The following is a 13682-nucleotide window of genomic DNA, read 5'->3' as shown; positions in this document are numbered from 1 at the left end:
CTACCTCCTCGGGCGCTGCTTTCTTGACTGTTAAAAATGGCAAACCAGACGTATAATAGATGAGTGAAAAAACGTCAAAGTACAAATAAACGTTGGCTATTGGCTGCAGCGGTAGTTGTGGTGCTTCTTGCGGTGAAGGTTGCTGGACGAAACCTGTCCATAGAGCTACCCAAGCATTTCCAGGACTTTATCACCCTGAGCTTGAGCGTCATCGTCGAAGCATTGCCATTTGTGATGCTAGGCATGTTCTTTTCTATGGCGGTTCGTGTGTGGTTGCCTCACGACTGGTTGCTCCAGCACTTGCCAAAACAGCCGTTCTTGCGTCGCGCCCTCATTTCGCTACTCGGAGTGTTTATGCCGGTCTGTGAATGTGGTAATGTGCCGTTGGCGCGTGGATTGCTTGCCAAAGGCTTAACACCAGCAGAATCACTCACCTTCCTTTTGGCGGCACCAATACTAAATCCTGTGACTATCATTACTACCCAGCAGGCATTCTCTGATGATAATACAGTACTGATTGCTAGGATTTTGGGTGGTTTTTTGATTGCCAATCTCATCGGTTGGATATACAGCTCGACGCGGCAAGAGACCATGTTGCGCCCAGAATTTATCGCTAGTTGCAAAGAAGAAAATGACCATTCAAACAGGCTGGTTGACGCGCTTCATTTTTTCAAGCATGAAACGCGCACCATGATGCCGGCATTGATCATTGGTGCGATGATAGCTGGCTTTATCCAAGTTGTCGTGCCGCGCGAAACGATTTTACTGTTAGGGAATAGCCCAGCCTGGTCAGTGTTAGTCATGGTGCTGCTGGCGTTTGTGGTGTCGATTTGTTCTAGTGTCGATGCATTCTTTGCGCTGGCATTTCGCGGTACGTTTACATCTGGCTCACTAGTTAGCTTCCTGACGTTTGGTCCGATGATTGACATCAAAATGCTGAGCTTGATGCGTACGACGTATCGCCGAACGGTACTGGTGCAAGTGTCATTATTGGTGGTATTACTGACGGCGCTGCTGGGATTGGTGGTAAATTATGTATTCTAGGGTGTTACACTGGCTCAATAAGCTAGACGAATGGAGTGGCATCCTGCTGATACTAGTTGCCAGCATTGCTACGATATGGCTCTCGTTTGAGGAAAAACTCAAATGGTATATTCATCCGCGCTATGAATTATTTTCCTTGGCGCTAGCAACAACTGGTGTTTTACTCGCCCTCGCCACGATTATCACTCTGCCAAAGCACAATCACAAAACCTCACATAAACGATATCGCTCGTATGGCACTGCGGTGATAGTCATAATTTCAATAGGTATGTTGCTAGTTATTCAGCCAGCAGCGCTAACCAGCTTGACGGTGAGCCAGCGGGTGATGAATAGTGGGGCGAAGGCAACTGGTGATGCTCGTGAATCAGCCATTCTCAAAGAACGGGGTAGTTATACTAACTTCACCATCAAAGATTGGTCGCTCTTATTATCCCAATCCAGTGACCCAAAACAATACCAAAACAAGCCAGCCAAAGTGAGCGGATTTATCACGGCTAGCAATGACGAGAATGTTTTCTTTGTTTCGCGTTTTGTGGTGACGTGTTGTGCTTTGGATGCTCGCCCAATTGGTGTACCAGTGTACAGCCCAGGCTGGCGCAAAACCTTTGCTCCAGACCAGTGGGTAGAGACCAGCGGGGTGTTTATCGCTAATCCAAATACTAACACCACCGATCGTACGGTCTTGTCACCTGATTATGTCAGACCGATTGATAAGGAGAAAAACCAATATGTCTATTAGTGTTGTGAAAAGAATGCAGCGGTGGCAATGGGTGATGGCGGTCGCGATTATTGCTGTTGCTGTTATGTTTATCCTGGTCGACGGGCGAGGTCCACGGTTACGGCGTGCCGAATATATTCCGGCACCAAAATCTGGTAGTGTTGCGCAGTGGCGGTTCTATTTTAATCAGTCAGTCAAAGACCCTTCGCCAGACAATGTTCGTCTGTCGGCCGGGCGCTTATATGGCGTGACGACAACAAATGACGTTGTCACGGTTCAGGTACTCAAAACAGGCCCAGGACCAACAGAACAGCACGTCACCATCATTGATCTACAGAGTAAATACGGCAATCGTAGTAGTACTATAACGCACGTGGTTCGCAGACCAGACACCTTGTTCTATACTCCTGCTAAATAAGCATCGCTAGCGAATTTGGCCGGAAGCACAGGCGATAGTATACTAAAGAATATGAGATATATCTTGTTGCTTCGGGGTGTCAATGTTGGCGGTAAAAATAAAGTCTCGATGAACGACCTTACGGCAAGTCTCGAAGATTTGGGGTATCAGCATGTCGTCACGTATATCAATAGTGGTAATGTTATATTTGACACTGATGATGACCTGACGACAATCAAAAAGAATATTGCTGGCATGTTAGGGTGTTTTCCGTTTACCATCAAGCACGTCATTCTGACGAAAGAAGAGTATTTAGGTGAAGTGTCTGGTCTACCAGAGTGGTGGCACCAGCCTTTGGCGCGAAAAGACGTATTATTCTATACCGATGACGTCGATCCTGAGTATATCAAGGAGCGGATTGGTCAAATGCCACTTCATGATGAAATCATTCATTTTGGTAAAAAGGCGGTATTTTGGGGTAAATATAGCGAGCAAGAATTTTTGCGTACGTCATACCATAAATTACTAATGAAAGAAAAGTTTTACTCATCAATCACTATCCGCAATGGGCGAACATTTGATACGTTAGGGAAGATGCTGGGGTAGGATATGCGGATTTTACTAGTAGAAGATGACGTGTCCATCGCCCGGTCGCTGAAGGAAGGCTTGGAAGACGAAGCCTATGCAGTTGACGTGGCGCATGACGGTGACGAGGGCTACTGAACGGCGACGGCGGATGACTATGATGTGATTATTCTCGATGTGATGCTGCCGGAGATGAATGGTTATGAAGTGTGCCGGGCGCTATGTCAAGACGGTAATCAGACGCTGATTTTGATGTTGACGGCGCGTGATGCTGAGCGGGATATTGTCGAAGGCTTGGACGTGGGTGCTGATGATTATTTGGCGAAGCCGTTTAGTATTGGCGCGTCTTCGTGCCTTGCTGCGTCGCCCGAACGAGAAGCTGGAAGAAGTCTTGTGGGTTGGTGATTTGACGCTTGATCCGAGTTTGAAAAAAGTGACGCGGTCGAATCAGGAAATTAGCCTGACTGCCAAAGAATATGCTGTGTTGGAATATCTGATACGTAACGCCGACAAGGTTCTGTCCAAAGAGCAAATCATCTCACACGTATGGGATTTTGATGCCGATATCTTGCCGAATAACGTTGAACTATTCATCATGTTTTTGCGGCGCAAAATCGATAAGCCATTCGGCTCAAAACTGATCCACACCGTCCCGGGTTTTGGCTATAAACTAGAGGACAAATCATGAAACGGCAGTGCGTCAGACGCCTGGCACTGAGCTATCTGGCGGTGATCATGACGTTGTCGCTGGCGGCACTCAATAGCATGATGTTACTGGTTGGCTATTGGCTGAGTGTGCTGGTTGTCCTGGAGCAATTGGATGAGCAACCATATGACGACTGGTTGTAAAATCCACAGGCCAGTGACGGTGATGCAGATGAACTGGACGATTGGCTGGCGGACTTGCGGCATAAGGGATTGATGGCAATCGACCAGGCTTATGGCGACGCTTGGGTGCGGCTAACCACACGTGGCAAACGGCTGGTGCAGCGAATTTGGCCGGAGATGCAGGCGATGGCCGTTTAAGGTTTGCCTAACCTAAAGATTTTATTGTAGCTTGGTAGGCATGCCTAGCAGAAACACTTTTATAGGCTGGCCGTGCTATAATTTTACTATGACACCGCTGCTGGCTAGGATTTAAGAAAAACTATAAAAAAGATACAACATTGTAGGAATTATGAAAATCTGGCACTCAGGACGAGAATCAAAATTACTCGACGATATTATCGCCGGGCGGAAGACGGTTGAAGGTCGATTGAATCGCGGAAAGTTTGCCGAGTACCGAGTCGGCGATAAGATTCACCTGCGCCGCGATATTCGCGATGCCGAAGGAATACTACACGACGGCGAACCAGATCAAGCACGCGTGGAGATTATCGCTATCCGCCACTACAATTCCTTTTTAGAAATGGTGCAGGCCGAGGGTTACCACCGTGTTATTCCGCACGCCACCAGTGCCGAAGCTGCCGCTGCCGAATACAACAAATATTATTCTGCTGCTGACCAAAAACATTATGGCGTGCTAGCAGTGGAAGTTCGCTCATTGCTTTAATCTTTCAGTATGGCTATAATATACTGAAACCATAGCAAATGATGACTAAAAGGAGTCGTTATGAGTGATACTTCACCGCTGATATTACACGGGCTGACCAAGCGCTTTGGTCATAAGCTGGCAGTCGACAATGTATCGCTGGAGCTGCATGAAGGTGAGGTGTTTGGTTTTCTTGGGCCGAATGGTGCGGGTAAAAGTACAACGATTCGGTCGGTGATGGATTTTTTGAGGCCGACGGATGGCTGGGTAGAGTTGCTGGGTGGACGGAATTCCGCGGAACGAACAGCCCTTCATGATCAGGTTGGGTATCTGGCGGGCGACATTGCGCTGTATGAAACTATGACTGGCCGGAAATTGCTGAAGTTTTTGGCGCGGACGGGTCGGAAGGTTGATTGGCAATATGTTGATGAGTTAGCTGAGCGTTTTGAGGCAGTGCTGGATCGACCGATTCGTCAGCTTTCCAAGGGTAATCGTCAGAAAATTGGTCTAATTCAAGCCTTTATGCACCGCCCGAAACTGCTAATTTTGGATGAGCCGACCAGCGGGCTAGACCCGCTGATGAAGCAGGTATTTTACGATTTGGTGCGCGAAGTTTCCGAGCAAGGCGCCACAGTGTTTGTTAGTAGCCACGACCTGGCTGAAGTGCAAAAGATTTGCCACCGTGCTGGCTTTATTCGCGATGGAAAATTGATTGCCATTGAACACATCGTGACCATGAAGCACCTGTCAACACACCGCTACATTGTGACCTTTGCTAAAAAACCGTCCCTGGCGGCAGCTAAAAAATTACCATCCATCACCGATGTTCAACACCGTGGCGACGAATACGAATTCACCGTCAAAGGCGACGCAGCGGAATTTGTCTCGTTCATCGCCGAATATAAACCAAAACTATTGCGCGAATCAGAGTTAGAACTAGAGGAATTATTCATGCGGTATTATGAAGGTGAGGAGGCAAAGCGATGATGTGGCAGACAGTGCGGCAAAATTACAAACTGCCGCTGTTTTTGGGTATTGGCATTAGTGTTGTGGCGGTGTTGTTTTCAGCGCTATTCAATAAATTTAGCGATCAATTAAGTCCGTTTGTCAGCATGATGCCGGCTGGTATGAAAGCGGTGGTTGGTGACTTGGCGATTGGCACCACGCCAGAAGGCTGGCTGAGTATTGAGCTATTTCCACTGGTGGCGATGGTCGGGGTGGTGATTACAGCGATTATTTTGGGCGCTGGGGTAATTGGTCGGGAAGAGGATTCGGGGACATTGGAGTTACTCCTCGCTAGTCGACGGACTCGCGTGATGATTGTACTGCAAAAATATGCGGCGATGGCGGGGTTATTGGTAATTCCTCCGGTGCTGCTGTGTATGACCATTGCGCTCATCGGTCCGCTGTTTGACTTTCATCCAAACCTCACGCACGTTGCTGGGGCTTGTGTGAGTTTGTGGTTTTTGGGGCTTAGTTTTGGTAGCCTCACCTTTGTCACTCAGGCGGTGACGGGAAAGCGCGGGCTGGCTGTTGGCGTTGGCAGCCTGCTTTTTCTAGCAATGTACGCCCTGTCGATTACCGCCAAGTTGATCGAAAGCTGGAAAGATTACGACGTTTGGTCGCTGATCCATTACTACAATATCCCAGGTACTTTGATGGACGGATTAGACTTAGGGAAATTGGTCATTTTGGTTTGTGTGAGTTTGGTGTCACTTGGCGTGGCAGTGATCGGATTTTATCGGCGAGACACGGGAGTGTGATACAGAATGTCGTTATATGACCTGGTATATATCTGCCTGATTATATGGCGCAATAGAACAGGTATATGGTAAATGTTATAATTTCCATATGGAAACCTTGCCTCGCCCTGATAAGTTGCTGACCGACAGATCATTGCAGTGTGCTGTAGCGGAGCTCGGTGTCGATGTATCTGATTTACAAATTACCTCGGTGAGCGGCGGCTTTTCGCGTAATCGCCGCGCCTTGGTGTCGGCGGGCGATCGGACGATTTTTGTCAAAGAGGTTGATGTTGATTTACTGCCTGATGATGGCGAGACTGAGTTAGCTTGGTTGAAAAAAGATTATGAAGTGATGCGGATGTTGCAGAAAATTCACCCGCAATATGTGGCTGATTGGACTACGTTGGCTGGTGATGGACATGTGCTGATGACAACCAGTTATGTGTCGGCCGACGGCTGGTTGTGGCGGCCGCCAGCGGAAAAATCTGTGGCCAAGCGGTATATTTCGGCGGTGGTAGCGGCAATTCGCGAGTTGGAAAGAACAGAGTTACCATACGAGGTGATTGAGGAACTGCAGTTGCAACCATTTGTAGCGGCGGAGCTTGGCTTGGATGACGGTATTGATCGAGTTATTGCTGAGGCTGATATTCGCCGTCAGTTGATTGATAACTACCGAATATTATTGCCAGAGCAATCAGAAGTTAACCAGTGGCGCTGCCAGAAGATGATGGAATTACTCGGTAGGAGCGATGAATTAGCCGATATTTCGGTACGTGCCAAACACTTCGTCAAACAGCCAGAAGATTGTTTTAATCACAGTGATGTGCGCAGTGATAATTTGGCGTTTCATCCGCAAACTGGTGAGTTGAAATTAGTTGATTGGAATTGGGCTTCCTATGCGCCGCGAAGGTCTGGGGCGACGGAGTTTCTGGTCGACATGGCGCGGCATGGTCAGGATGTAACACCATGGCTAGACGAACTGAATACGGAAATGCTGGCGGCGTTTATTGGCTTTTATCTCATCCGCAGCCTCAAGCCGCCGCTCCAGCCAGGTGATAATCTTCGCCAAATGCAGGCGCTGTCAGCGGCCACCGCTTATGATTTATTGGAGTACACGTGACGACCTCTCATCCGCTAATCATTCTCCGCGGTAATTCTGGTTGCGGTAAAACCAGCACGGCGCGCCTACTCCAGCGTCAACTAGGCTACGGCACGATGTTGGTGTCGCAGGATGTGGTGCGCCGGGAAATACTTCGCGTGAAAGACAGTGAAAACAACCCGGCGATTCAGCTGATTTATGATCTGTGTATGTATGGCAATAACGTTGGATATACGGTGATTCTGGAAGGTATTTTGAGCAATAAAAGATACGGCGCGATGCTGCACCAGCTGCTGAATGATTTTCAGGGCGAAAAATTGATTTATTATTTTGACGTATCGTTTGAGGAAACGGTGCGCCGCCACGCCACGAAGCCAAACGCTCATGAATTTGGCGAAGCGGAAATGCGCCAGTGGTGGAAAGACCAAGATATTTTAGGTGTGCCAGGTGAGCAGCGAATTGGCGAGAAGCAAGTCCAGGCAGAAATTGTTGATATGATTCGCCGCGACGTTTTGGCATTATCAGAGGGAACAACATCTTCCGCGTCTCACATGTAAATAATACAATGTACTTTCATTGACAGACGCTATATATCGCGTGTATATTCTATATTAAGCACTACATATGGTGTTTTAGAAAATAAATAACGTTTTTTGCAACACGCACCCCTAGGGGAGGTTGGGGTCTGTTTGTTGCTGCCATAATAAGGAGGGGTATGTACAAATCAATCAAAAAACGTGATGGTCGCACCGTCAAATTTGATCGCAAAAAAATCGAAAAAGCCATTGAAAAAGCGGGCTTGGAGACTGGCGAATTTGACAAAAAAACAGCCAAGGAACTGACCGAAAAAGTATTGGCGGTACTGGAAGTTCGCAACCAAAAACAATTACCAGACGTTGAAGATATCCAGGATATCGTCGAGGATACGTTGATTGATTCTAAGTTTAAGAAAACTGCTAAGGCCTACATCATCTACCGTGACCAGCACAAAAAATTGCGCGAAATTACATCTAACGCACATGTCGATTTAATCGATCAATATATTGGTAACCTGGACTGGAAGGTGAATGAGAACTCCAACATGGGCTACAGCCTACAGGGGTTGAATAATTACGTATCGGCGGAAGTTACGAAGACTTACTGGCTGGACAAAATTTACACATCAAAGATTGGTCAGGCACACAAAGAGGGTGATTTGCATATTCACGACCTGAATCTCCTCAGTGTGTACTGTGTTGGTTGGGATTTGACTGATCTGCTGCAAGAAGGTTTCACGGGTGTTGCCGGCAAGGTGGCGTCTAAGCCAGCTAAACATTTCCGCTCAGCCTTGGGCCAGGTGGTAAACTTCTTCTACACCTTGCAGGGTGAGGCGGCTGGTGCTCAGGCATTCTCTGATTTTGATACGCTGCTGGCGCCATTTATTCGCGCTGATAAATTGAACTACGACGAGGTGAAGCAGGCGCTGCAAGAATTCGTCTTTAACGTTAATGTGCCAACACGAGTTGGTTTCCAAACACCGTTTACCAATATTACGCTTGATCTCGAGTGTCCAAAGCACATGGCTGACAATCCAGTGATCATCGGTGGTGAAATGCAGGATACCAACTACGGCGACTACCAAGAAGAGATGAACATGCTCAACAAGGCGCTGCTGGAGGTCTTGTCTGAGGGTGATGCTAATGGCCGAGTCTTTACCTTCCCAATCCCAACGGTTAATATCACCAAGGATTTCAACTGGGATAATCCAGTGATTGAAAGTCTGTGGGAAGCCAGCGCCAAGTATGGCATTCCATATTTCTCAAACTTTATCAATTCCGACATGGATCCAGAAGACGCGCGCTCAATGTGCTGTCGCCTGCGCATTGATAATCGCCAGCTGGAATATCGCGGGGGTGGCTTGTTTGGTTCAAACCCAATGACTGGTTCAGTTGGTGTGGTGACGATCAACTTGCCACGTTTGGCACTGAAATCAAAGAACGAGAAAGAGTTCTTTAAGGGCTTGGCTAAATTGATGGATATGGCGAAAGATAGCCTGGAAACCAAGCGCAAGGTATTGGAGCGATTGACTGACGCTAACCTTTATCCGTACACTAAGTTTTACTTGCGCAACATTAAGCAGCGATTTAACCAATACTGGAAAAATCACTTCTCAACCATCGGTTTGATTGGCACCAACGAAGCGGCGTTGAACCTGCTGGGTGTTGACATTGGCACTGAAAAGGGTAAGGCGTTTGCCGAGAAAACGCTTGATTTCATGCGCGACCGCTTGGTGGAATACCAGAAAGAAACGGGCAATAACTACAACCTGGAGGCGACGCCAGCTGAGGGTACAACCTACCGCTTGGCGCAGCTCGACAAGGCTAGCTTCCCTGACCGAGCCCACTTTGCCAATGGCTTGGGTGCAGCGGTCAAACATCCGTTCTACACCAACTCCAGCCACTTGCCGGTCAACTACACTGACGATCTATTTGAGCTGATGGATTTGCAAGATAATTTGCAGACTAAATACACGGGCGGTACAGTGATTCACTTCTTCCTGGGTGAGCGCATGGATGATCCGCAGACGCTGAAAAAACTCGTGAAGACGATTTGTGAAAACTACAAACTGCCATACTTCACCTTCAGCCCAAGCTTCAGTATTTGTAAGAATCACGGCTACTTGGTTGGTGAGCATCCAACCTGTCCAAGCTGTAATGAAACGACTGAAATTTACTCACGCGTGGTTGGTTTCTTGCGTCCGACGTCCCAGTGGAACAAGGGTAAACAAGCTGAATTTGACATGAGGGAGCATTATGACGATGCCGCCGAACATCAGCGAGTCAACGCCGTCGCTGTCCCAGCTTAAGGTGGCGATCGGCGGGATTCAGAAGCTGTCGCTGGTGGACTATCCAGGGCACGTGGCGGCAGCGCTGTTTCTCTCTGGCTGTAATATGCGCTGCGGTTATTGCCATAATCCTGAGCTGGTGTTGCCCGAGCGGTTAGCGCCGAGCATCCCAGTTGAGGAGGCGATGATTTTTCTAAAATCGCGCATTGGCAAACTGGATGGCGTGGTGATTTCTGGAGGCGAGCCGACGGTCAATGAAGATTTGCCGGTGCTGTGCCGGATGATCAAGCAGCTTGGTTTTGATGTCAAGCTAGACACCAACGGCACGCACCCGGATATGGTGCGCGGCATGGTCGAGGAGGGGACGATTGACTTTATCGCCATGGACGTTAAGGGTCCACTAGAAAAATACGTGGAGATTGCGGCGCGGCCGATTGATCTCACGGCAATCAAAGCTAATGTGCGGCTGATGATTGATTCGGGAATTGGCCATGAATTTCGAACGACCATCGTCCGTGAGCAGCTGGAGGTGGCGGATTTTGAAAAGATTGGCGAGTTGATTAAAGGCGCCAAGCGATTTGCCTTGCAGCATTTTCGCACTGGCACCACCATTAGTCCGAAATTTGCCAATTACCACACCTTTACTGATGAGGAATTCAGGGCCGCTCAAAACATAATGGAAAGGTATGTCGAGGAATGCGTGATTCACTAACTGTCGAAATTGTGCGGGTGCGCCAGGAAAATCCTGAGGTGACAACGCTGTATGTTGCGCGGCCGTTTGATTTTATGGCGGGGCAATACATCACGGTGTTCATTGAGGGCAGCCAGGTGCGCGAAGGCAAGGCCTATAGTATTTCCTCGCGCCCGAGTGAAGAGCTGATGTCGATTACCGTGAAAAATGTTGGCGGTGAATTCTCCAGCTATTTGTGTTCACGCCAGGTTGGTGACACGCTGCAAATTAGCCGGGCATACGGCGATTTCAATCCGCAGACTGAGCAGCCACTGGTTGGCATCGCGGCGGGGTGCGGGCTCAGTCCGATTTGGAGTATTTTGGCGGACGCCAAGCAGCCGGCCTTTCTCTATTTGAGCCAAAAATCGCCAGAATATATGGTGTTTACCGAGGAGTTAGCGGCCTCATCCATCCAGGTCAATAAGTTTAGTACCCGCCAGCAGGTTGAGGAAACAGATGGTTGGCGGAATGGGCGGTTTGAGGTGGCGAAAATCGTCGCTGAAACGCCGGACGATGCGCACTTTCTAGTCTGCGGCAGCTTGCCGTTTGTACGCGATGTTTGGCAAAAACTAACCGCCGCTGGAGTTAATGAATCGTATATTTCAACGGAGACATTTTTTGAGCAATGATTGGGGCGACGACTACCGTAGAATTATCACCGACAGGAATTGACGGTGATGGTTTTGATGTATTTTCGTCATTGAGAGATGGTAGTGAGGGTGAGGATTTTTCGTTTGGCATTGACGAAGCGGTGACTGACGGTGTGAGTCAGTTTGACTTGGTGGCGGTGGCTAGTGGTAAAGCCGAGCTTGATGCTGCTATGTCTGATGATGACACAAAAGAATACTCTGCACCGATTGATCCTGAGCTTTGTCGAAACTTTGGTACAGCGGCGTGCCTTGGTTGTGTCAATTTGGGGCTATGTCAAGATCGTCAAGCCGCAATGATGGAGAAAAATAATGACCTTCAGCCCGAAGAGCAGCTGAGCACCTTGGAGCAATTACTCCGAGAGGACGAAGCGCCAGGTGAAATCGTTTGGGCGCAGGTGGTGCCAGAGACTGATGAGGCTGGCAACTTGGGTCAAACTGAAGAGGTGTCAGAAGCAGCAAGTCCTAATGTGATGGAGGTGGCTCTGGATGGTGAAAATGTAACAGAGAAAGACGACGGCTCCAAAGAGCAGACGAGCAATGTTCATGATGAGGAAGATTTTAAGGCAGTGGAGACTACCATTGAAGTTGTGAAGGATGCGGGAGTAGATGATTATGCGGCAAAGCCACAAGTTACCAATCCTGTCCTTGATGAACCGGTTGAGATGAGCGAGCAATTAACACCGGAAAATAAAGTGGCTTTGCCAACGCCGATGGCAGTTGAAGCTGATCCAGTCGTGCCTATTGTCGAGGATACGAAAAAGGTAAGTGACGATTTTACTGACACGGTGGTGAGTGATATTCAAGCGTCCCCGCAAATTGAGGTAAAAGAACCAAAGTTAGTTGAGGTGATGGATACGACTGACAGTTTGTCGCCAGTATCACCAGTTGAGGTGCCGTCAAGAGAAACGCTGCCACATACTACCATAGCCGATGACACGGGGGATGATGACAATAGCTATCGTATAATGAGTGAACCGGAAGAAAAGAGCGCACCGCTAGTCACTGAGCAGGGGTCCTCTGTCCGGATGTCGGACACACCAGTTAATGTACCGATGGAAGATGTGAAACATGAAATGCCTGCCAAAAAAGTGGTTGCGGTGGAGATGTCAGTGCCAGTAAAGGAGCAGCCTGATCAGCCGGTGGTTATGACGTCACCAATTCAAGATTATGTTAAATATGGCGAGGAGGTGTCTTCTGTAGGTGAGGAGCCCGCGGTTGATCATAACTCAACACAATCTGTTGTTGTTGATATGCCAGTAGCACACGAGGTGGTGGAAGTGGTACCGACGGAGAATGCCGCAATCGAGCCAGAAGCACCGACTCCAGTTATTCCTGTCGAGACTATTGTTGATGAGGATGAACTTTGGACCGATCCACCGCAGGGTGGTAGTCAAGAACTGGTAGTGGATCAGACGGTTTATGAAACGCAGGCTTCCCTAGTCGAGCAGTTTGATGATGCGGTAATAGAAGAGAATTTTCATGTCAATGATGAAGAAGTCTGGGCCGAGGAGGATGTGGTATTCTTTGTTGAACAGTCGTCAGTGGCGGATCCAGAAGCGCCTTTGAATGAGGCAGTGACAACAGGCCCGTTAGCGGAAGCGATGATTATGACAGGTGAAGAAATTGATGAGCTGGAAGTTTTTGTGGCTGATGAGGTTGAATCTACAGAGCCGTTGGATAATCTCCAGGTAGCATCAGTGTCTGAAATTACCAAGGATGACTATGAGCCAGTGGAGCAACTCGTAGCCCCTGCTCTACCGACTATTAAATCGGCCCTTACCGTTGAGTCAAAGGAGGCGCCAGCGCAAGCACTGGAAAAATATGGTTTGCCTCGTGAGAAACCGGCTGATGTGATTATGACAACATCGGGAGAAAACAACTTGTGGTGCGATGATGAAATTAAGACAGCGGTTATAGAGATTGGTGACGTAAGATCAGATGTTGAGCTGCCACCTGAAAGGCTGGAAGAGCCTGTTTCTGATGAAGAATTGACCGAGTCAGCAGAGCTCGAGTTAGATGAGCCAGATGAGTTAGCAACGGATGCTGCTTCTGACGAGTATAACTATAGCAGTGAAGTAAGCGTCGCGGACGAGGATTCCCTTATTATCAAAAACCATCCATCGCTGGGCTTGTGGATGGATGACAGTTGGCTGAATCCGGAAGACAGTAAAACCCCGACCACTGGTAGCGCCAGCGTCGTTTCATGGTTAACGAAACTGGTTGGGGTGGTGGCAGTCTATGTTGTTTATAGTGGGCGAGAAAATAACCTGAGCCTAGGATAGACATTGCACAAACCATAAGCTATAATAACAGTATATGGTCTGTGATTATGCACCGCCAGTCAATATGCCAATTATTTTAG

At 48.3% G+C, this 13682-nt stretch carries 14 protein-coding genes and 1 pseudogene; all 15 read left to right on the top strand.

The annotated features are described in order from the left end of the window. The first annotated feature begins 63 nt into the window (after window positions 1-63). Window positions 64-1044: a permease gene (locus V4210_RS04150; RefSeq protein ID WP_338520783.1), complete on the top strand. Its 981-nt coding sequence runs from the start codon at window positions 64-66 to the stop codon at window positions 1042-1044. Beyond that, complete coding sequence (locus V4210_RS04145) at window positions 1034-1783, top strand: TIGR03943 family putative permease subunit (RefSeq protein WP_338520782.1); 750 nt, start codon at window positions 1034-1036, stop codon at window positions 1781-1783. Before V4210_RS04150 ends, V4210_RS04145 begins: the two co-directional genes overlap by 11 nt. After that, a complete protein-coding gene (locus tag V4210_RS04140; protein WP_338520781.1) occupies window positions 1773-2180 on the top strand; it encodes a hypothetical protein in 408 nt (135 codons plus the stop codon). The genes V4210_RS04145 and V4210_RS04140 overlap by 11 nt, the downstream gene beginning before the upstream one ends. Before the next feature lie 51 nt (window positions 2181-2231). After that, the gene (locus V4210_RS04135) at window positions 2232-2765 is read left to right on the top strand and encodes a DUF1697 domain-containing protein (RefSeq protein WP_338520779.1); all 534 of its coding nucleotides are present in this window, start codon (window positions 2232-2234) and stop codon (window positions 2763-2765) included. A 3-nt stretch (window positions 2766-2768) separates the two neighbouring features. Then, a pseudogene (locus tag V4210_RS04375) lies at window positions 2769-3432 on the top strand (response regulator transcription factor). Then, a complete protein-coding gene (locus V4210_RS04120; RefSeq protein ID WP_338520776.1) occupies window positions 3429-3593 on the top strand; it encodes a hypothetical protein in 165 nt (54 codons plus the stop codon). Before V4210_RS04375 ends, V4210_RS04120 begins: the two are co-directional and overlap by 4 nt. A 328-nt stretch (window positions 3594-3921) precedes the next feature. Beyond that, the gene (locus tag V4210_RS04115) at window positions 3922-4296 is read left to right on the top strand and encodes an ASCH domain-containing protein (RefSeq protein ID WP_338520775.1); all 375 of its coding nucleotides are present in this window, start codon (window positions 3922-3924) and stop codon (window positions 4294-4296) included. Between the two features lie 60 nt (window positions 4297-4356). Further along, the gene (locus tag V4210_RS04110) at window positions 4357-5262 is read left to right on the top strand and encodes an ABC transporter ATP-binding protein (RefSeq protein WP_338520774.1); all 906 of its coding nucleotides are present in this window, start codon (window positions 4357-4359) and stop codon (window positions 5260-5262) included. Next, entirely contained in the window at window positions 5259-6038 is a 780-nt protein-coding gene (locus V4210_RS04105) for an ABC transporter permease (protein ID WP_338520772.1), read from the top strand. The genes V4210_RS04110 and V4210_RS04105 overlap by 4 nt, the downstream gene beginning before the upstream one ends. A gap of 88 nt (window positions 6039-6126) precedes the next feature. After that, window positions 6127-7137, top strand: coding sequence for a hypothetical protein (locus tag V4210_RS04100; protein WP_338520771.1), 1011 nt, complete (start codon window positions 6127-6129; stop codon window positions 7135-7137). Then, on the top strand, window positions 7134-7673 hold the full coding sequence (locus V4210_RS04095; RefSeq protein WP_338520769.1) for a kinase: 540 nt from the start codon (window positions 7134-7136) through the stop codon (window positions 7671-7673). The genes V4210_RS04100 and V4210_RS04095 overlap by 4 nt, the downstream gene beginning before the upstream one ends. Window positions 7674-7831: 158 nt before the next feature. Then, a complete protein-coding gene (locus V4210_RS04090; RefSeq protein ID WP_338520768.1) occupies window positions 7832-9961 on the top strand; it encodes a ribonucleoside triphosphate reductase in 2130 nt (709 codons plus the stop codon). Beyond that, complete coding sequence (locus tag V4210_RS04085) at window positions 9909-10652, top strand: anaerobic ribonucleoside-triphosphate reductase activating protein (protein WP_338520766.1); 744 nt, start codon at window positions 9909-9911, stop codon at window positions 10650-10652. Before V4210_RS04090 ends, V4210_RS04085 begins: the two co-directional genes overlap by 53 nt. Beyond that, the gene (locus tag V4210_RS04080; protein WP_338520764.1) at window positions 10637-11299 is read left to right on the top strand and encodes a ferredoxin--NADP reductase; all 663 of its coding nucleotides are present in this window, start codon (window positions 10637-10639) and stop codon (window positions 11297-11299) included. Before V4210_RS04085 ends, V4210_RS04080 begins: the two co-directional genes overlap by 16 nt. Further along, the gene (locus V4210_RS04075; protein ID WP_338520763.1) at window positions 11296-13602 is read left to right on the top strand and encodes a hypothetical protein; all 2307 of its coding nucleotides are present in this window, start codon (window positions 11296-11298) and stop codon (window positions 13600-13602) included. The genes V4210_RS04080 and V4210_RS04075 overlap by 4 nt, the downstream gene beginning before the upstream one ends. The last annotated feature ends 80 nt before the right edge of the window (window positions 13603-13682 follow it).

The organism is Candidatus Nanosynbacter featherlites, assembly GCF_037013405.1.
GTDB lineage: Bacteria > Patescibacteriota > Saccharimonadia > Saccharimonadales > Saccharimonadaceae > Nanosynbacter > Nanosynbacter featherlites_B.
The sequence above is the reverse complement of the archived record's forward strand: the minus strand, read 5'-3'. Positions and strand labels throughout refer to the sequence as shown.